General features: G+C 68.9%; 15 protein-coding genes. 6 read left to right on the top strand and 9 right to left on the bottom strand.

Features of this window, described 5'->3' with window-relative positions; genetic code table 11:
• The 3 genes from LHA26_RS20140 to LHA26_RS04890 all read right to left on the bottom strand — a co-directional run bounded on the left by LHA26_RS20140 (nucleotide 1) and on the right by LHA26_RS04890 (nucleotide 5,297).
• Nucleotides 1–2,895 carry a PAS domain S-box protein gene (locus LHA26_RS20140; RefSeq protein ID WP_367890736.1) on the bottom strand — a complete coding sequence of 965 codons (2,895 nt, stop codon included), beginning with the start codon at nucleotides 2,893–2,895 and terminating at the stop codon, nucleotides 1–3.
• Nucleotides 2,896–3,024: 129 nt separating this feature from the next.
• Complete coding sequence (locus LHA26_RS04895) at nucleotides 3,025–4,044, bottom strand: NAD(P)H-dependent flavin oxidoreductase (protein WP_252167614.1); 1,020 nt, start codon at nucleotides 4,042–4,044, stop codon at nucleotides 3,025–3,027.
• Nucleotides 4,041–5,297 carry an aspartate kinase gene (locus tag LHA26_RS04890; protein ID WP_252167613.1) on the bottom strand — a complete coding sequence of 419 codons (1,257 nt, stop codon included), beginning with the start codon at nucleotides 5,295–5,297 and terminating at the stop codon, nucleotides 4,041–4,043. The genes LHA26_RS04895 and LHA26_RS04890 overlap by 4 nt, the downstream gene beginning before the upstream one ends.
• Nucleotides 5,298–5,368: 71 nt before the next feature.
• Here LHA26_RS04890 and ubiG point away from each other — a divergent pair, with 71 nt between their 5' ends.
• Entirely contained in the window at nucleotides 5,369–6,118 is a 750-nt protein-coding gene (ubiG, locus tag LHA26_RS04885; RefSeq protein WP_252167612.1) for a bifunctional 2-polyprenyl-6-hydroxyphenol methylase/3-demethylubiquinol 3-O-methyltransferase UbiG, read from the top strand.
• A 23-nt stretch (nucleotides 6,119–6,141) separates the two neighbouring features.
• Here the strand turns inward: ubiG and LHA26_RS04880 are convergent, their stop codons facing one another.
• On the bottom strand, nucleotides 6,142–6,933 hold the full coding sequence (locus tag LHA26_RS04880) for an SDR family NAD(P)-dependent oxidoreductase (protein WP_252167611.1): 792 nt from the start codon (nucleotides 6,931–6,933) through the stop codon (nucleotides 6,142–6,144).
• 78 nt (nucleotides 6,934–7,011) lie between these two features.
• Here LHA26_RS04880 and LHA26_RS04875 point away from each other — a divergent pair, with 78 nt between their 5' ends.
• From LHA26_RS04875 to LHA26_RS04860, 4 genes are all read left to right on the top strand, one after another.
• Nucleotides 7,012–7,416 (top strand): winged helix-turn-helix transcriptional regulator, encoded by a 405-nt coding sequence (locus LHA26_RS04875; protein ID WP_252167610.1) that lies wholly within the window; start codon nucleotides 7,012–7,014, stop codon nucleotides 7,414–7,416.
• 377 nt (nucleotides 7,417–7,793) lie between these two features.
• Nucleotides 7,794–10,454 (top strand): Rne/Rng family ribonuclease, encoded by a 2,661-nt coding sequence (locus LHA26_RS04870; RefSeq protein WP_302898038.1) that lies wholly within the window; start codon nucleotides 7,794–7,796, stop codon nucleotides 10,452–10,454.
• 85 nt (nucleotides 10,455–10,539) lie between these two features.
• Nucleotides 10,540–11,907 carry a M48 family metalloprotease gene (locus LHA26_RS04865; RefSeq protein WP_252167608.1) on the top strand — a complete coding sequence of 456 codons (1,368 nt, stop codon included), beginning with the start codon at nucleotides 10,540–10,542 and terminating at the stop codon, nucleotides 11,905–11,907.
• An 8-nt stretch (nucleotides 11,908–11,915) separates the two neighbouring features.
• Nucleotides 11,916–12,605: a DsbA family protein gene (locus LHA26_RS04860; protein WP_252167607.1), complete on the top strand. Its 690-nt coding sequence runs from the start codon at nucleotides 11,916–11,918 to the stop codon at nucleotides 12,603–12,605.
• Between the two features lie 19 nt (nucleotides 12,606–12,624).
• Here the strand turns inward: LHA26_RS04860 and LHA26_RS04855 are convergent, their stop codons facing one another.
• Nucleotides 12,625–13,002: a response regulator gene (locus LHA26_RS04855; protein WP_252167606.1), complete on the bottom strand. Its 378-nt coding sequence runs from the start codon at nucleotides 13,000–13,002 to the stop codon at nucleotides 12,625–12,627.
• Nucleotides 13,003–13,008: 6 nt separating this feature from the next.
• Entirely contained in the window at nucleotides 13,009–14,904 is a 1,896-nt protein-coding gene (locus LHA26_RS04850) for a PAS domain S-box protein (RefSeq protein WP_252167605.1), read from the bottom strand.
• A 137-nt stretch (nucleotides 14,905–15,041) separates the two neighbouring features.
• Here LHA26_RS04850 and LHA26_RS04845 point away from each other — a divergent pair, with 137 nt between their 5' ends.
• Nucleotides 15,042–15,290, top strand: a complete 249-nt coding sequence (locus LHA26_RS04845) for a glutaredoxin domain-containing protein (RefSeq protein WP_252167604.1) — start codon at nucleotides 15,042–15,044, stop codon at nucleotides 15,288–15,290.
• 272 nt (nucleotides 15,291–15,562) lie between these two features.
• On the opposite strand, the gene LHA26_RS04840 is transcribed toward LHA26_RS04845, so the two are convergent.
• From LHA26_RS04840 to LHA26_RS04830, 3 genes are all read right to left on the bottom strand, one after another.
• A complete protein-coding gene (locus tag LHA26_RS04840) occupies nucleotides 15,563–16,333 on the bottom strand; it encodes a hypothetical protein (RefSeq protein WP_252167603.1) in 771 nt (256 codons plus the stop codon).
• A 434-nt stretch (nucleotides 16,334–16,767) separates the two neighbouring features.
• Entirely contained in the window at nucleotides 16,768–17,421 is a 654-nt protein-coding gene (locus LHA26_RS04835) for a BRCT domain-containing protein (protein WP_252167602.1), read from the bottom strand.
• A 256-nt stretch (nucleotides 17,422–17,677) separates the two neighbouring features.
• On the bottom strand, nucleotides 17,678–18,607 hold the full coding sequence (locus tag LHA26_RS04830; RefSeq protein ID WP_252167601.1) for a 2-hydroxyacid dehydrogenase: 930 nt from the start codon (nucleotides 18,605–18,607) through the stop codon (nucleotides 17,678–17,680).
• Nucleotides 18,608–18,611: the final 4 nt, after the last annotated feature.

The raw sequence follows: 18,611 nt of genomic DNA, 5'->3' as shown, positions 1-18,611 counted from the left end.
TCACGCCGCCAGCGTCTGCCCGCGCGCCGACTGGCCGATGTCCGAATGGCGGACGATCATGTCCTGCGCGCGCTCGGTGGCGGCCTTGGTGTTGTGCGCCAGCTTCTTCACCTCGCTCGCCACCACGGCGAAGCCGCGCCCCGCCTCGCCGGCGCGCGCCGCCTCGATCGTGGCGTTGACCGCGAGCAAATTGGTCTGCGAGGCGATCGCGCCGATCGAGCCGACGATATGGGTGATCTCGGTCATGGTGCGGCCCAGCTGGTCGCGCTGCGTCTCCAGCGCCGCCTGGAAGCGGCGGCTTTCGGCGAGCGCCGCCTGCACCTCCTGCTCCAGCCGCACCTGCCGCGTGATGTCGCTGGCGATCTTCACGATCTTGCGCGGCCGGCCATCGGCGTCGAGGATCGGGCTATAGGTCGCCTGGATCCAGATCTCGCCGCCGTCGCGGCCGCGCCGGCGGAACCGCCCGCTGCTGAACTCGCCCTGCGCCAGCCGCTCCCAGAAGGCGGCATAGTCGGCCGCGCCGGCGATCGTCTCGTCGCACAGCATGCGATGGTGGCGGCCGATCAGGTCGGCCCGGTCATAGCCGAAGGCGGCCTGGAAATTGTCGTTGGCGTCCAGGATGGTGCCATCCAGCGCGAATTCCACAACCGCCTGCGCGCGGGCGATCGCGTTGACCCGGCCCTCATGATCCGCGTGCCGTTCGCGCGCTTCGGTGATGTTCATCGCGAACAGCACGATCTTGAGGGTGCGGCCCTCGGGATCGAGGATCGGATTATAGGTGGCGCGCAGCCACAGATCGGCGCCGTTCCGCGCGCGGCGCTTGTAGACGCCGCTGTCGAACCCGCCCCCCGCGAGCCGGTCCCAGAAGCGGCGATAGTCGTCGGTACGGTCCTGCCCGGCGGGGCAGAGCAGCCGATGGGGCTGGCCGGCCAGATCCGTCGCGCTATAGCCGAAGGCCTCCAGCGCATTGGCGTTGGCGTGCAGGATGGTGCCGTCGAGCGCGAACTCGATCACCGCCTGCGAACGGTCCATCGCCGCCGCGATCGCCTCGCGCTCGGCGCTGCGCAGCTTGGCCTCGGTGATGTCGGTGGCGAATTTGACGATCTTGATCGGCCGGCCTTCGGGATCGAGAATCGGATTGTAGCTGGCCTGCAGCCACACGTCGCGGCCGTCGCGCGCGCGCCGCTTGTAGATGCCGGCGTCATAATCGCCCCGGGCAAGCTTGGCCCAGAGCGCGGCATAGGCGGGGCCGCGCGCCTCGGCGTCCGGCACGAACAGGCTGTGCTTGCGGCCGATCACCTCGTGCCGGGCATAGCCGAGGCAGTCGAGGAACTTGTCGTTGGCGTCCAGGATGGTGCCGTCGAGATCGAACTCGACCACCGCCTGCGAGCGACGCATGGCGATGGCCATGGCCTGGCGCTCGGCGCTGCGCAGCCGCGCCTCGGTGTCGTCGCTGGCGAACTTGACGATCCGCACCGGCCGCCCGTCCGGGTCGAGCACGGGATTGTAGCTGGCGTTCAGCCAGACCTCGCGGCCGTCGCGCGCCACCCGCTTGTAGGTGCCCTGATCGTACCGGCCCTGGCCGAGCTTGCGCCAAAAGGCGGCATAGCTTTCCGAGGCGGCGTCCTCCGCCGTGCAGAAGAGGCGGTGATGCTGGCCGATCAGCTGCTCGCGCGCATAGCCCATCAGCCGCAGAAAGCCGTCATTGGCCGCCACGATCACGCCATCGGGGGTGAACTCGATCACCGCCTGCGAAAGATCCAGCGCCTTCAGCCGCGCGGCGGAATCGGCGGCGGCCATTTTGGCGGCGGTGACGTCGGAGGCGATCTTGAGGATGCGGTCGGGCTGGCCGCGATCGTTGAGCACGGGATTATAGGTGGCCTGGAGCCAGACGGTGCGCCCGTCCTTGGCGATGCGCCGATACTCGCCGGACGCGAAGGCGCCCTGGCCCAGGCTGCGCCACATGGCCTGATAGTCCGGGGTGGCGGGCAAGTCGGGCGGGCAGAGGAGGCGGTGGCTCTCCCCCGCCAGCTCGTCGAGCGTATAGCCCATCGTCGCGAGAAAGGCTTCGTTCGCCCAGCGGATGCGGCCGTCCAGCCCGAATTCGGCGACAAGGTTTGAGCGGCACAGCGCCGCCCAGGCGGCGTCGGTGGTGCTCTGATGCGCCTGGCGCCGCCTCAGGCTCCAGCGATTGGCCGCGAGCGCGATGGCGATCAGCCCCATCGATATCGCCGCCACCAGGCCGGCGAAGAGCGGGGTGGGCAGGGCGCCGGCCGCCGGCGCGGCGCTGGCCATCGGCATCATCCGCATCGCCGCCATGCCGGTGAGATGCAGCAGCAGGATCGCGAGGGTCAGCAAGAGGCTGGCGAGCGTGGCCGAGCCGCGGTCGCGCCGCGCGGCGATCAGGTTGAGCGCGGATATGGCGGGCAGGATGGCGAAGGCCAGCGAGAGCAGGATCAGCGGCGGGAACCAGCGCATCGTCGCGCTGCCCGTCATCGCCGCCATGCCCGTATAATGCATCGCCGCCACGCCCAGGCCGAACAGCGCGCCCCGCGCCCAGCGGCCGCCCGGCACCGCGTCGCGCACCGTCAGCGCGAAGGCGCCGGTGGTGAAGCCTGCCGCGATCAGCAGCGAGGCGAGCGTGCGGACCGGATCATAGCCCATCGTCACGCCGGCATCGAAGCCCAGCATGGCGATGAAATGCGTCGCCCAGATACCGGCGCCGGTCACGATCCCGGCGGCGGCGAGCCAGAGGCGCGGCGCCTGTCCCGGATCGGCGCGCAGCCGCCGCAGCAACAGCACGGCGGTGGAGGTCGACGCCGCGCAGACAAGGCCGGCCAGCGCCAGCAGCCGCAGGTCGTGATGGCTGGCCAGATAGATCAAGGCGCCGAACACCACTCGCCTCCTCAAGGACGCGCCGAGCCTTGCCCAAATAAGGTTAACGAATTGGTTGGAGCCTGCGCGCGGGCGGTACGCGGCTGGACGAAAGGCTAAGCCGCGCCGGCCTTCGTCCGCGCGTCGCGATCAGGCGGCGCGGCGCGCCAGCGCTTCGCCCGCCTCGGCCGTGAGCTGGGCGAGGATGTCCGCCAGCGGCTCCTCGCGCGTCACCATCCCGACCGACTGGCCGGCCATCAGCGAGCCATGCTCGATATCGCCTTCGATCACCGCGCGGCGCAGCGCACCCGCCCAATAATGCTCGATCTGGAGCTGCGCCTCGGCCATGGCGACACGGCCCTCGTCCAGCGCCTGCGCCACCTCGCGCTGCTTGGCGGTGAACAGGTCGCCGCCGGCATTGCGCAGCGCGCGCACCGGAATCACGGGCAGCCGCGGATCGATCTGCACGCTCGCCACGGCGTCGCGCGCCGAGGCGCGGATGAAGGCCTTCTTGAAATGGGGATGGGCCACGCATTCGGTGGCGCACACGAAGCGCGTCCCGAGCTGCACGCCGGCCGCGCCCATTTCCAGATAGGCGGCGATCGCCTCGCCCCGGCCGATCCCGCCGGCGACGAACACCGGCACCGCCTCGGCGATATGCGGCAGCATCTCCTGCGCGAGCACGCTGGTGGAGACCGGCCCGATATGGCCGCCCGCCTCCATCCCCTCGATCACCAGCGCGTCCACGCCCGAGCGGATCAGCTTCTTGGCGAGCGCCAGCGCCGGGGCGAAGCAGATGAGCTTGGCGCCCGAGGCCTTGATCCGCTCGATCGAGCCCGCCGGCGGCAGTCCGCCCGCCAGCACGACATGGCCGACCCCGCGCGCCGCGCAGACATCGATCAGCGCGGTCAGGTCGGGATGCATGGTGATGAGGTTGACGCCGAAGGGCCGGCGCGTCAGCGCCTGCGTGGCGGCGATCTCGGCGTCGAGCAGCGCCGGGGTCATCGCGCCGCAGGCGATCACGCCGAAGCCGCCCGCATTGGACATGGCCGAGACGAGATGCCGCTCCGAGATCCACGACATGGCACCCGCCATGATCGCCACGTCGCAGCCGAGAAAGGCCGTCCCCCGCGCCATCAGCGCGGCGAGCCGGTCGCTGCCGCTGCTCATGCCGCGTCCTCGGCGTCGAGGCCGTAGGCGGTGTGCAGCACGCGCACCGCAAGCTCGGTATAATCCTCGTGGATCAGCACCGAGACCTTGATCTCCGAGGTGGTGATGGCGAGGATGTTGATGCCGCGCGCGGCCAGCGCCTCGAACATGGTGGCGGCGACGCCGGCATGGCTGCGCATCCCCACGCCCACCACCGAGATCTTGCACACCTCGGTATTGGGCACCAGCGCCGCATAGCCGATCGTCGCCTGCGCCTTTTCCAGCACGTCGATCGAGCGCGCCAGCTCGGCGCCGGGCACGGTGAAGGTGACGTCGGTCGATCCGGTGCCGTGCGCTACATTCTGCACGATCATATCGACATTGATGTTCGCCTCCGAAAGCGGCGCGAAGATGGTCGCCACCGCGCCGGGCCGGTCGGGCACGGCGGTCAGCGTGATCTTGGCCTCGTTGCGGTCATAGGCGATGCCGGTGATGAGCTGGCTTTCCACGTTTTCGTCTCCGATCTCGTCCTCTCCGACGACGAGCGTGCCGGGGGTGGGGGGCAGGTCCGGGTCGCCGAAGGAGGAGAGCACCTGCACGCGCACGCGCTCCTTCATCGCCAGTCCCACCGAGCGGGTCTGCAACACCTTGGCGCCCACGCTGGCGAGTTCCAGCATCTCCTCATAGGTGATGCGCGGGATCTTGCGGGCGCGCGGCACGATCCGCGGGTCGGTGGTGTAGACGCCGTCGACATCGGTGTAGATGTCGCAGCGGTCCGCCTTCATCGCCGCCGCCACCGCCACCGCCGAGGTGTCGGAGCCGCCGCGTCCCAGCGTGGTGATGCGGCCGTCCGCGCCCTGGCCCTGAAAGCCCGGGATCACCGCCACCTCGCCCCGCGCCAGGCTTTCGTCCATGGCGGCGGTGTCGATGTCGATGATGCGCGCGGCGGCGTGCGCCTCGCTGGTGCGGATCGGCAGCTGCCAGCCGAGCCAGGAGCGCGCGGGCACGCCGATCGCCTGCAGCGCGATCGCGAGCAGCCCCGTCGTCACCTGCTCGCCCGAGGCGACCACCACGTCATATTCGCGCGCATCGTACAGCGGCGAGGCCTCGCGGCAGAAATTGACGAGCCGGTCGGTCTCGCCCGACATCGCCGATACCACCACCGCCACCTGGTGCCCGGCCTGCCATTCGCGCTTCACCTGGCGCGCCACCAGCCGGATACGTTCGATGCCCGCCATCGACGTTCCGCCGAATTTCATAACGATACGGGCCATATCTTCGCTCGATTGTTGCGCCGTTCGGAAAGCGCGTGGGAAAGAAGCGGGCGTCCTGTTAGGGGTAAGGGATGAGCGATGCAACTGCACTTCACCCTGTGCCGGCCACCACCATCGATCCGCGCGAGGCCCGGCATTTCGGCGCGATGGCGGCGGAATGGTGGGATCCCAAAGGCTCCTCGGCGATGCTCCACCGGCTCAATCCGGCGCGGCTGCGCTTCATCCGCGAGATGGCGGACCGGCATTTCGGCCTCGATCCGCGCGCCCGCCACCCGCTCGCCGGGCGGAGCGCGCTCGATCTCGGCTGCGGCGCCGGCCTGCTGGCGGAACCGCTCGCCCGGCTCGGCGCCAGCGTCACCGGCCTCGATGCCGCGCCGGAGAATATCGCCGCCGCGCGCGCCCATGCCGAGGGGCAGGGGCTGGCGATCCGCTATCGCGCCGGCAGCGTGGAGGCGCTGGCGGGCGCCCGCTTCGATCTCGTCTGCAGCCTCGAGGTGATCGAGCATGTCGCCGATCCCGCCGCCTTCGTCGCCGGGCTGGCGGGCGCGCTGGCGGAGGGCGGGCTGCTCATCCTCTCCACGCCCAACCGCACCGCGCGGTCGCGGCTCGCGCTGATTACGCTCGCCGAGGGCCTGTCGATCATCCCGCGCGGCACGCATGATTGGGCGAAGTTCCTGACCCCGGAGGAGCTGGAGGCGCATCTCCGCGCCGCCGGCCTGACGCCTGTGGCGCGGCGCGGGCTCAGCCTCTCGCCCAGCCGGGGCTTTGTCCTCTCGGACGATATGCGCCTCAACTATATGGTCGCGGCCGTGCGCGCCTGATCCGCGCGCACGGCCGGCCCGGCTCAGCTGCGGTAGCGCGGCGCGACCTCGCGGCGCGAAAGATGCGGCGCCAGCGCGCGCCGCGCGCCGTCATAGGCCTGCCACAGGCCCTCGTCGGCCAGCGGCGGGATCGTCACCACCTCGCCGCGATCGAGCCCGAGCAGCGCGGCATCCACCAGCACATCGGCCTCCATTACCCATTCGGGCGGCAGCGCATCCGCCGAGGCCCCCGATTTCTCCCAAATCTCGGTGCGCGTCGCGCCCGGCAGCACCGCCTGCACGCGCACGCCGCTCTCCGCCAGCTGCGCCGCGAGCGCGAGCGAGAGGTTGAGCAGATAGGCCTTGGTGCCGGAATAGGCGCCTTCGAACAGTTCGGGCGCCACCGCCAGCACCGACGCGATATTGACGATCGCCCCCGCCTTGCGCGCCGAGAAGGCGCGCGCGGCCGCCGTCGCCAGCCGGGTCGGCGCGGTCACGTTGAGCGCGATCAGCCGCGTGATGGCTTCGGCGTCATTGTCGAGCAGGCCGCCCTTGAGCGTGATGCCGGCATTGTTGACCAGCAGCGTGATCGCCGGGTCCTGCGCCAGCCGCGCCTCCAGCGCCGCGACATCGGCGTCCCGGGTGAGATCGGCGGTGACGATTTCGGCGCCGACGCCATGCGTGGTCCGCAGCCGCTCGGCCAGCGCGGTCAGCCGCGCGGTGTCGCGGGCGGCGAGGATCACGTCATGGCCGCGCCGCGCCAGCCGCTCCGCATAGACGGCGCCGATTCCCGCCGAGGCGCCCGTGACCAGCGCCGTTCCCTTGGCTTCCTGCATTGCAATTCTCCTGAAACCGACCACATTGAGTTGGTAGCGGAATGATAGTGACGTAACTTTCAAATTGCAATGGACTCGATGGACGCGCCTGCCGAACCTGCCTGCCCGATCGCCTGCGCCGCCGCCTGGATGGGCGATGCCTGGCGGCTGCTGATCCTGCGCGAGGTGGCGCGCGGCGAATTCCGGTTCGATGGGCTGCGCCGCGCGCTCGGCATCGCCCCCAATATCCTCACGCGCCGGCTGGCGGGGCTGGTGGAGGATGGGCTGCTCGCCCGCCACCGCTATTCCGAGCGGCCGCCGCGCGATGAATTCCGCCTCACCGAGAAGGGGCAGGCGCTGATCCCGATCCTGATCGCGCTCGGCGCCTGGGCGCGGCGCTTCGGCGATGACACGCCGATGATCGTGCTCGCCGGCGCCGATGGCGTCGCCTTCGATCCGGTGGTGATCGATCGCGCCACCGGCCGCCCGCTGCTCGCCGACTAAAAGTGCGCGGCGCGTTAACCATCGGGTGACACTTCGCCTTTGGCCGGCTTGCTCCTCCGCCGCACCGATGCTAGCAGGGTAGGATCGCATCGGTCGATCCGCCAGCCGCTTTCCGTCGTTGGCCCGCCGATCGCGAGGCCGGCGTCCGCCGGCGCAAACCAGGTTGACGTCCAGAATGCCGCATCGCCCCGTCCCAGCAGACCGCACGCCCCGGGCGCGCGGCGCGCGTGGCGGGCAGCGCCCCTGGACGGCCGAAGCCGCTTTTTCCGATCCCGCCGCAAGCGTGCGCCCGTGTCGCGCGCGCCGGCCTTTTGACCATGCGCGCCCGCGAGCTCTTGAAGCCGCCGGCGCGCGGAGACCCATCAATGACTCAGCGCATGCTCATCGACGCGCGCCACCCGGAGGAAACCCGGGTCGCCGTCCTGTCCGGTAACCGCATCGAAGAATTCGATTTCGAATCCGCCGAACGCAGGCAGCTCAAGGGCAATATCTATCTCGCCAAGGTGACGCGGGTGGAGCCGTCGCTCCAGGCCGCCTTTGTCGAATTCGGCGGCAACCGCCACGGCTTCCTCGCCTTCTCGGAAATCCATCCGGATTATTACCAGATCCCCAAGGAGGATCGCGAGGCCCTGCTCCGCGAAGAGGCGGAGGAGGCGCTGCGCGTCGCCGAGGATGACGAGGACGAGATCGAGGATCCCGGCGAGGACGAGGACGAGGATTTCGCCGAGGACGCCGCCACCGACGAGGATGGCGAGGGCGCGCCCAAGCCCAAGCCTTCGTCCAACCATGGCGAGGGCGATCAGGTCGAGGCGCTGCGCCGCCGCCGCCAGGCGCTGCGCCGCCGCTACAAGATCCAGGATGTCATCCATCGCCGCCAGGTGCTGCTCGTCCAGGTCGTCAAGGAAGAGCGCGGCAACAAGGGCGCGGCGCTCACCACCTATCTCAGCCTGGCCGGCCGCTATTGCGTGCTGATGCCCAACACGTCGCACGGCGGCGGCATCAGCCGCAAGATCTCCAACGCGGCCGATCGCAAGCGGCTCAAGTCGATCATGGCGGAGCTGAAGCTGCCCCGCACCATGGGCTGCATCGTCCGCACCGCCGGCCTCAGCCGCACCAAGACCGAGATCAAGCGCGATTTCGATTATCTCGCCCGGCTGTGGGACGAGATCCGCGAGAACACGCTCTCCTCCACCGCGCCTGCGCTGATCTACGAGGATTCCAACCTCATCAAGCGCGCGATTCGCGATATCTATACGCGCGACATCGACGAGGTGCTGATCGAGGGCGAGTCCGGCTACCACGCCGCGCGCGATTATATGAAGCTGCTCATGCCCGCCCATGCGCGCAAGGTGCGGCCCTATTCGGATGCGGTGCCGCTGTTCCAGCGCTTCGGCGCGGAGGATCAGCTCTCCGCCATGTATAATCCCGTCGTGCAGCTCAAATCGGGCGGCTATATCGTCATCAACCCGACCGAGGCGCTCGTCTCGATCGATATCAACTCGGGCCGCTCCACCCGCGAGCATAATATCGAGCAGACGGCGACCGCCACCAATCTCGAGGCGGCGCACGAGATCGCGCGTCAGCTGCGCCTGCGCGACATGGCCGGCCTCGTCGTCATCGACTTCATCGACATGGAGAACGGATCCAATATCCGTAAGGTCGAGAAGGCGATGAAGGAGGCGCTCAAAAATGATCGCGCCCGCATCCAGGTGGGGCGCATCTCCTCCTTCGGCCTGCTCGAGATGAGCCGCCAGCGGCTGCGCACCGGCGTGCTCGAGGCCTCCACCCGCATCTGCCCGCATTGCGAGGGCACCGGCTTTGTCCGTACCGCCTCGTCGGCGGGCCTGTCGGCGCTGCGTCTGCTCGAGGAGACGGCGGCGCGCGGACGCGGTTCGCTGCTCTGCCTGCGCGCCAGCCGCGAGGCCGCCATCTATGTGCTCAACCGCAAGCGCGCCGAGATCGCGGATATCGAGGATCGCTACGGCGTCCGCATCGAGGTGCTGCTCGACGGCCAGGATGATGGCGCGCGGATGAGCATCGAGGTGTCCGGCCCGCCGCCGGCCCACGCCCCCAAGCTGCCGCCGCCCGTTGTTCCCGAGGATGACAGCGATCTTCCCGAGGAGGAGGATGAGGACGAGGAGGAGGAGGAGGCCGAGGCCGCCGCCTCCGGCGCCGCCGAGGAGGGCGAGCGCGGCGAGGGCGAGCGCAATGGCCGCCGCAAGCGCCGTCGCCGCCGGCGCGGCGGTCGCCGCGACCAGGAGGATCAGGGCGAGACCCTGGCCGATGGCGCCGAGGAGGAGGGCGAGGAGACCGCGCCCGCGACCGAAGCCGACGCCGATCTGGACGCCGAGGATGAGGCCGCCGGCGCCGAGCCGGTCGAGGCGGGCGAAAGCCCGGCGGGCGAGGGGCGCGAGGGTGGCCGTCGTCGCCGTCGCGGCCGTCGCGGTGGCCGTCGTCGGGAAGCGGGCGAGGCGCTGATCGTCGATGCCGGCGATGTCGGCCCGGCCGCGACCGATCCCGAGACGCCGGGCGACGCCGCGCCGGCGGCGGAGGCCGAGGTCGATGCCGCGCCCGAAGCGGCCCCGGTCGCGCCGGCGGCGGTGGCACCGGAGGCGCCTGCCAAGCCCAAGACCCGGCGTCGTCCCCGGGCGCGTGCCGAGGCCGCCACGGCCGCCGCGGCCGAGCCTGTCGCCGAGGCGCCCGCCGCGCCCGAGCCGGTCGCGGTCGAGGCCGCGCCGGTCGTGACCGAGGAGGCCGCGCCCGCGCCCAAGCGCAAACGCGCTCCGCGCAAGAAGGCGGTCGAGGCGGAGGCCGCCCCGGTCGAGGCCGCGCCGGCCGCCACCGAGGAGGCCGCGCCCGCGCCCAAGCGCAAGCGCGCGCCGCGCAAGAAGGCGGTCGAGACGGAGGCCGCTCCGGTCGAGGCCGCGCCGGCCGAGGTCGAGCCCGCCGCGCCCGCCCCCGACGCCGGGGAGGAGCCCGCGCCGGCCGCCGAGTCCGCGCCGCGTCGCGGCTGGTGGCAGCGCACCTTCGGCGCCTGATCCGAAATCGCCGGCGCGCGCCCTGTCCGGGTGCGCGCCGGCAGCCTTTCACTTGAGGTTCAGCGGCGCGATGCGAGGCAGGGCCATGTTCCGGCGGGTTCGCGCTGTCCTCATGCTGCTGCTCGCGCTCCTGCTCGGCGCGCGGCCCGTCCTGGCGCAGGACGCGCCCGAGATTCTCCGCGATACCGAGACCGAGCGCTTCCTCGACAGCATCGCCAGCCCGCTCGCGAAGACGGCCGGCCTCGCACCGGGCGCGCTCAAAGTGGTGCTGGTCCGCGATCCGGAGATCAACGCCTTCGTCGCGGGCGGCCAGGTCATCTACATCAATTCGGGCACCATCCTCGCCGCCGACAATGCCAATGAGCTGGAAGGCGTGATCGCGCACGAGCTTGGCCATATCGAGGGCGGCCATGCCCCGCTCGGCAGCGAGCATGCCAAGCCGGCCACCCGCATCGCCTTGCTCTCGCTGCTGCTCGGAGTCGCCGCCGCCGTCGCCGGCGCGCCCCAGGCGGGCATGGCGGCGCTCGGCGCGGGCCAGCAGATGGCGCTGGGCAATTATCTCGCCTTCAGCCGCGCGCAGGAAGGCGCGGCCGATGCCTCGGCGGTGCGCCACCTCAACGACGCGCATCTGAGCGGCAAGGGCATGATCAGCTTCTTCGACAAGCTGCGCGCCGAGGAATATCGGCTGTCCTCCAGCTATGCCTCGGCCGATCCCTTCATGCAGACCCACCCCATGTCGGCGGATCGCCAGGCGGTGCTGGAGCATGATCTGTCCGCCTCGCCCTGGTGGAACACGCCGATCGATCCCGCCAAGCAGGTCCGCTTCCTGCGGGTCAAGGCCAAGCTGGCCGGCTATGTGCTTGATCCCGATCAGGCGCTCAAACGCTATCCGACGAGCGACTCGTCGATCTACGGCCACTATGCGCGCGCCTTCGCCTGGCACCGCGCCGCCTATCCCGATCAGGCCATGCGCGAGGCGAGCGCGCTGCTCACCGCCGCGCCGGGCGATCCCTATTTCAACGAGCTGGCCGGCCAGATGCTGCTCGAGAACGGCCACCCCAAGGAGGCGCTGCCGCCGCTGCGCAAGGCGGTCGCCGGATCGGACAATGCGCCGCTCATCTCGGCCATGCTCGGCCATGCGCTGCTCGCCACCGAGGATCCCGCCAACTATGCCGAGGCCGAGCGCGTGCTGCGCCTGTCGGTGGCGCGCGATCGCGAGGATCCGCTCGCCTGGTATGCGCTGGGCACCGTCTATGCCAGCCGCGGCGACGAGGCGCATGCCGCGCTCGCCACCGCCGAACGCTACCATATGGAGGGCGACGATCGCCTCGCCGGCCTCAATGCCGAACGCGCGATGAAGGGCTTCAAGGTCGGCACGGTCGATTATCTCCGCGCCGAGGACATCGCGCTCGCCTCGCGCAACAATCTGGACTGGAAGGAACGGCGCAAGTGAAAAGCGGCATGGCGATGGCAGCGGCGGCGGCGCTGATCGGCGGCCTGGCCGGCGCCGGCGCGATGCTGGCGCTGCGTCCGCCAAGCGATCAGGGCGCCGGCGTCCGCGCCTATCTGCTCGCCCATCCCGAGGTGCTGCCCGAAGCGATGGAGCGGCTCCAGGCGCAGCAGAATGCCGCGCTCGTCGCCGCCAACCGCGCCGCCCTGTTCACGCCCTTTCCGGGCGCGGTCGCGGGCAATCCCAAGGGCGATGTCACGCTGGCCGAATTCTACGATTATGCCTGCGGCTATTGCCGCGCGGCGGTCGGCGATGTCGATCGCCTCGTCGCCGAGGACAAGAATCTGCGCGTCGTCTTCAAGGAGATGCCGGTCCTGTCCGAACTGTCGGACAGCGCCGCCCGGCTCAGCCTCGCCGCCGCCAAGGCGGGCCGTTTCGCCGCGTTCCACCATGCGCTCTACGCCGCCGGCCCGCTCGATACGGCGACGCTCGCCGCCGCCACCCGCGCCGCCGGCATCGCGCCCGCCGCCGCCGATGCGCCGGACATCGCGCGCGAGGTGGAGGCCACCATGGCGGCGGTGCGCGCGATGCGCTTTTCCGGCACGCCCACCTTCGTCGTCGGCGATCAGATCCTGCCGGGCGCGGTCGGCTATGCGGGGCTGAAGGCGGCCGTCGCGGCGGCGCGCGCCCATACCGGCTGAGCCCGCGCGCCCGCCCGTCTCAGCGCCCGCCGCGCACCGCCGCGCCAATCGCGCGGATCACCGTCGCCGCCGGCACGGGCTTCTCGCAGCGCGGCATATGGCGGTAGCGCTCGGGCATGGCGTCGCCGTCATAGCCCGTGGTGAAGAGGATCGGCACGCCCCGCGCGGTCAGCAGATCGGCGGCGGGGAAGGCGGGTTCGCCCTGCAGGTTCACGTCCAAAATGGCGCCGTCGATCGCGTCGGTGGCGACGATCAGCGCCACCGCCTCGTCGATCAGCCCCACCGGCCCGATCACCGTCGCCCCCGCCGCCGTGAGATGGTCGCGCAGATCCTGGGCGAGGAAATATTCGTCCTCCACCACCAGCAGGCGGCAGCCGCGCAGGGGCGCGCCGGTCATGGTCGATCAGCCTTTCGTTCGCGACACCGGCAAGGCGATGCAGCAGTCGAGCCCGTCCTTCTCTAACCTGTATCGAGTCTGAGCGCCGAGTTGATAGGGCAGCGCGCGCTCGATCAGCTCGCGGCCCTGGCCGGTGCCGGCGGCCGGCGCATCGGCGGCGGGCATGGCGACCCCCTCCTCGCGCCACCGGATGTGCAGCCAGGGCTCGCCGCCCTCGCCGTCGGGCTCGTAGCGCCAGGTCACGCTCAGCCGCGCGCCCGCCTGGCCCAGCGCGCCATATTTCATCGCGTTGGTGGCGAGTTCGTGCAGCCCCATCGCGAGCATCTGCACCGTTGAGGAGCGCAGCCGCACGCCCGAGGGCCCGTCCAGGCTGATCGTGCCGATCCCCTGCATCGCGTCCAGCTCGTGGCGGATCAGCTCGTCGAACCGCACCCGCTCGCCCTCCTGCAAGCGCGAGAGCAGCTGCTGCACCCGCGCCAGCGCGTCGAGCCGGTCGCGGAAGCGGTCGCGGAAATCCTCCAGCCCGGTGCTCGCCCGCACCGTCTTCTCGGCGATGCTGCGCACCACGCTCATCAGGTTGCGCGTGCGGTGCTGCAATTCGCCGACCAGCACCTGCTGGCGGTCCGCCCATTGGCGGCGCTCGGTGATGTCCTGCATCGCCCCGATCATGCGGATCGGCCGGCCCTGCTCGTCGTAGAAGAAGCGGCCCGAGGCCGAGCACCACAGCGTCGTGCCATCGGGATGCACCGTGCGGAACTCGGCCACATAGGGGATGCGCTCGTCGCGCGCGCGGAGCAGCGCCCGCTCGGCCTCGGCGCGATCCTCGGGGTGGATGCGCTCGGCCCAGGCCTCGAAGCTCGGCGTCACCCCGCCCACGCTATAGCCCTGGAGCCGGAAATGCTCGTCGGACCATTCGATGTGGTTGCCCACCATGTCCCAGTCCCACGCGCCCAGCCGCGCCGTCTCCAGCGCCAGCCGCAGCCGCGCCTCGTTGGTGCGCAGCGCGTCCTCGGACCGGCGCCGCTCGGTCATGTCCTGGCCGATCTTCATGAAGCCGGTCAGCCGCGCGCCGTCGCGCACGGCGATGGTGCGCCCGTCGATGAACACGCGCTCGCCATTCTTGCGCAGATGCCAGCGAATGTCGGGCGCGGTGCCGTCGCGCAGCGCGCGCGCGATCTCCTGGCGCGGCACGCCGGCGGCGCGATCCTCGGGCAGGAACAGGATCTCGGCGCTGCGGCCGCGCGCCTCCGCCTCGGTCCAGCCGAACACGGCCTCGGCGCCGGGCAGCCAATCGGTGATGCGATCCTCGGGGTCGCTCAGGAAGATCGCGTAGTCGCGCGCATGTTCCACGATCATCCGGTAGCGCTTCATCGTGTCTTCGAGGTCGCGCATCTTGTGCAGCCGGTCGATCACCGGGCCCAGCACCATCGCATAGGTGCGCAAAAACTCGATATCCTCCGCGCCGAACTGGCGGGGCTCGCGCGCATCCACCTGCAACAGCCCGAAGGCGCGGCCGCCGGGCAGGCGGATCGGCACGTTCACCAGCGCCGCCACGCCGTGCGCGCGCATGAAATCGGGCACCGAGAAGCGGCTCTCGGTCTCCACGTCGCGCGCGATCACCGGCGCGCCGGCCTCGATCGCGAAAGTCTCGGAGGATTGTTCGTCCAGCGGGATCCGCATCGTGCCGACCACGTTCGCCGCCCAGCCGACGCCGGCGCGCACCACCGCCGTCTCGCCGCCGGGCTCGATCTCGAGCACCTTGGCGAGCCCCGTGCCCAGCGCCTCGCTGATCAGCCGGCAGGCTTCGGTGAGCACGGTCTGCAGATCGTCGCACCGCAGCACGAACTCGCCGAACTCGGCCAGCACATGCTGCCGCCGCAGAAGATCGTCCCTGTCCAGCATCGGCCACTCCTAAGCTGGATCAAGAACGCACGGCGCCGCGCGAAGGGGGCGGCGCCGCCGCGCGCCGGCCCGCGCGGGCCCGGCGGATCACCCCCCGCCGCCGCGCGTTGGCGCAGAGCATCAGGAAAGGACCCGGCATGACCGATACCAACGAGGCGACGCTGTACCGCATGGTGCTGCCCGATCATGTCTGCCCCTTCGGCCTGCGCGCCAAGGCGCTGCTCGAAGGCGCCGGCTATGCGGTGGACGACCGCCTGCTCGTCTCGCGCGAGGAGGTCGATCGCTTCAAGCAGGACCAGGGCGTCGACACCACGCCGCAAATCTTCATCGGCGACCACCGCATCGGCGGCAGCGACGCGCTCGACGCCTATCTGGCGGAACGCTGAGGGGGGCGACCGGCTCCAAGAACTGCCGGTTGTTAATGACCCCAGGTGGGACGAAGACTGAGACTTAGCCGCCGTTCAAGGCCGCCTAATGGATGTTGCTTTTGACATAAACCGGTAATCGGCTTCTTCATCGTTTCGAACGCAATCACATATTTGATGCATGAGGTCCAAAAGGAAGCCATCTAGACGGGCAGGCGCTGAAATCATACTTCAAATGGAGTCGTCAATCCAGACTTCAAAAAATCTAGAAAGCGAGGACATGATTGCCTAAATTAGGCCGGCAAAACTGCCTCCTTGAATCGCTCGACGAGACTAAAAACAGCATTCACGAGGTTTTCCATTGTTTCCAAGATAGAGCCGGTTAGGAAGTATCCCGGGGGAAACGTTATAATCATGGCGTCCTTGTTGATAGTGATGCTGTCAGCGGGATGGCTGAGGTACCTTTCGTGCGAGATAGGTTCTCCAACCCCGAGCCCCATTAGTATTCCGGATTGATAGATAAGATTAACTCCCATCTCTCTCGACCATTTCACTCCAGGATTGAATGAAGTACTAATGAACTGTACTAATGGTACAGCCGTTCGGTGTTTGTCGTGATTGTTGAGATCATGCAGGCCGCGGAGGAGGTCGTTTCCGCCCTTATAAGGTTGTGCAGCTTCGATCATGCTTACGACGTCTTTCCCCAGCTTTAGAAAGGGAGCCGACTTTGGCGAAACAGACAGCTTCGCCTTGAAAGACTCCTCACTATCTGTGAATGGGAACGACATGTCGGACACCCCTACTTTTCGGACCCGAGCGATGTCACACGTCATCACATCTAGTGCTGATCGCAAGGAGTGCGCGATATCGCCTAGGATCAGCGATATTTCGGGAGGAACTTTTTCGGAAAGCGCAATCTCCCACGGGTCCTCAGCGCGACCTCTGTGAATGAACTCAGGATGGGCGAGCGCCTGATAGGCGCGAACTGCTTCGACAAGCTCGATTAAATGCTTACCCGCTCTCTCGAGCTTGAGAAACGGCCCCTCGAATGGATCTAGGTACATGTCAGCACCGTGGCAGGCGGACACTCTCTCTGACGTAGAGACAGCGGCTCGCATGGGAGCGGCGCTGAAACGCGCCCTCGCCACCCCTCACAAGCCGCACAAGGCTAGCAAGGGAAGGTGGCCGGAGTCTTCAGGAAATATGGAAGAGGGTGCTAGCTACTCTGGCGGGGTAGCTTGGGATGCTTAGGCGGCGATCTGATCAATTCTTCCATAGGTGAGGCTCTTGCAGCGGCCACCGGTCCTTGCGGCGTCCGTGCGCTCCGCATCGCTTACCATGCGGGTGCTGTAGCAAAATCAAATTCAGCGCAGTAGCAACCTAGGTCGTGAACTCAAGAAAAGATGCCTAGTTGCCACCGTTCGACATGCCTGAGATTGGGTGCAATTGGCTTATCCTGCAATCAGGATACCATGGAGAAATCCGCTGCCGAGACGATCTATCCGTCGAAGATTTCAAGCAATTCTATCTGGCCAAGCTCTGTAAATCTATAGCCGACCGCTGCCCCAGAACCGATTGCGGGGATCGTGCTGGCAGCTAGCCAATGGACGCGGACCAACTCACGCCAAAGGCGATCATTTGCCGAACCGAGAGTGGTGACAATAGCCGCGTTGGGGCTGCGGCACCCGTGGTAAAGCACAGAAAGGTCGCCAGCGCTGAGCCCGTATCGCGACTGTTCACCCGGCTTGGATCGCTCTCCAATTTTATATCGGGCGACCGACCAAGCTGCATGCAAGAACGCCCGTGCCAGTTCAGTCGCACAGTCCAGATCCACCTTGATATAGGACGTGCGGTCCGGGGGTAAGCGCTCCGCCAATCGGAGGATTGAGATCCGGGACTGTCTAGCAGGAACCGGATATTCGGCTGGAGCGCAGTTCACTATGGCGACGCAGTGATTGCTCGCGAGGATTGTCTTTGCTTGTGAACTGTGGCCGTCGATCGACAACCGCAATTCACGCATCCCCTCTGCGATCTTGATATGCGTCGCTCCTCCCGCGCGAACGTGCGCAACGCACTCACCATCGATGTGAATTGCATAACGGCGAAGGAGATCGCGCTTAGCAGTCGCGCGTTTGACGATCAGGTCGGCCATGACGTGGGTATGGCGAGTCGGATGCTCAGATTTCCTTACTGCCAACTCTGAGTGAACGAGATACCCGTTTTCAGATCGGTGGGGGTAGAGGCCGATCGGCAACACGTCGGGCGTTAGCGGCGCAGCCGCTTTATGAGTCTACGGCTCAGATGGGCTTCGTTCATCCGGAAGATGCCAGCCATGCCGCGCTTCAAGAGCCAGAAAAGACTTTCGACGGTGTTGGAGTGCTTGAACCCACCGAAGGTCTCCCCCCCCCTCACGCCGCCGGCGACAGCACCGGCCGGCCGGCGAGGAAGGCGTCGATATTGGCGCGGAGCTGGCGTTGCATTTCGGCCAGCGCCTGGTCGGTGGCGCCGGCGCTGTGCGGGGTGAGCAGCGTGTTGGGCACATCCGCCCACATGTCCGCCGGCGTCGGCTCGACCGTATAGACATCGAGCGCGGCGCCGCCGAGCCGGCCGTCGCGCAGCGCCGCGATCAGCGCGGGCTCGTCGATCAGCTGGCCGCGCGAGACATTGACGAGCAGCCCCTCGGGGCCGAGCGCGTCGAGCACGCCGGCGTCGATCATCGCGCGATTGTCCTCGGTCGCGCGCGCCGTCAGCACCATGATGTCGCTCGCCCGCGCCAGCGCCGTCAGGCTGTCGGCGCGCGGCCAGGGCGCGTCGGGCTTGGCGCGCGGGCCCCACCAGCCCACCGTCATGCGCATCGCCTCGGCGCGCCGGGCGATGGCGCCGCCGATCGCGCCCAGCCCCACCAGCCCCAGCCGCGCGCCGCCCAGCGCGCGGGTGAGCAGCTTGGGCCCGGTGCCCCACAGGCCGGCGCGCAGCAGCGCCTCGCCCGCCACGATCTTGCGCCGATGCGCCAGGATCAGGCCGATCGCGTGATCGGCGACATCCTCGTGATTGGCGTCGCGCGCATGGCTCACCTCCAGCCCGCGCCGCCGCATCGCCGCCACGTCGATCCCGTCATAGCCGACCGAGAAGACCGCGATCAGCCCGAGCCGGGGCATGGCCTCGAACACCGCGTCCGGCAGCGGCAGCTCGCCCGCCGCCACCAGGATCCGCGTCTCGGCGAGCGCCGCCGGATCGGGCGCTTCCCACAAGGGGAGCACCGTATAGTGCGCGCGCAGCGGCGGAACGACGCTGCCGAGCTGGGAATGGGCGATGGCGATGCGGGGAAGCGCGGTCATGGGC

Source organism: Sphingomonas morindae, assembly GCF_023822065.1.
Lineage (GTDB): Bacteria > Pseudomonadota > Alphaproteobacteria > Sphingomonadales > Sphingomonadaceae > Solisphingomonas > Solisphingomonas morindae.
This window is presented reverse-complemented; position numbering and strand designations above follow the sequence as displayed.

Coding starts and splice junctions, on each gene's coding strand:
- LHA26_RS04895 (WP_252167614.1), bottom strand. CDS start 4,044: ATGAGCAGCGGCAGCGACCGGCTCGCCGCGCTGATGGCGCGGGGGACG.
- LHA26_RS04890 (WP_252167613.1), bottom strand. CDS start 5,297: ATGGCCCGTATCGTTATGAAATTCGGCGGAACGTCGATGGCGGGCATC.
- ubiG (WP_252167612.1), top strand. CDS start 5,369: ATGAGCGATGCAACTGCACTTCACCCTGTGCCGGCCACCACCATCGAT.
- LHA26_RS04880 (WP_252167611.1), bottom strand. CDS start 6,933: ATGCAGGAAGCCAAGGGAACGGCGCTGGTCACGGGCGCCTCGGCGGGA.
- LHA26_RS04875 (WP_252167610.1), top strand. CDS start 7,012: ATGGACGCGCCTGCCGAACCTGCCTGCCCGATCGCCTGCGCCGCCGCC.
- LHA26_RS04870 (WP_302898038.1), top strand. CDS start 7,794: ATGCTCATCGACGCGCGCCACCCGGAGGAAACCCGGGTCGCCGTCCTG.
- LHA26_RS04865 (WP_252167608.1), top strand. CDS start 10,540: ATGTTCCGGCGGGTTCGCGCTGTCCTCATGCTGCTGCTCGCGCTCCTG.
- LHA26_RS04860 (WP_252167607.1), top strand. CDS start 11,916: ATGGCGATGGCAGCGGCGGCGGCGCTGATCGGCGGCCTGGCCGGCGCC.
- LHA26_RS04855 (WP_252167606.1), bottom strand. CDS start 13,002: ATGACCGGCGCGCCCCTGCGCGGCTGCCGCCTGCTGGTGGTGGAGGAC.
- LHA26_RS04850 (WP_252167605.1), bottom strand. CDS start 14,904: ATGCTGGACAGGGACGATCTTCTGCGGCGGCAGCATGTGCTGGCCGAG.
- LHA26_RS04845 (WP_252167604.1), top strand. CDS start 15,042: ATGACCGATACCAACGAGGCGACGCTGTACCGCATGGTGCTGCCCGAT.
- LHA26_RS04840 (WP_252167603.1), bottom strand. CDS start 16,333: ATGTACCTAGATCCATTCGAGGGGCCGTTTCTCAAGCTCGAGAGAGCG.
- LHA26_RS04835 (WP_252167602.1), bottom strand. CDS start 17,421: ATGGCCGACCTGATCGTCAAACGCGCGACTGCTAAGCGCGATCTCCTT.
- LHA26_RS04830 (WP_252167601.1), bottom strand. CDS start 18,607: ATGACCGCGCTTCCCCGCATCGCCATCGCCCATTCCCAGCTCGGCAGC.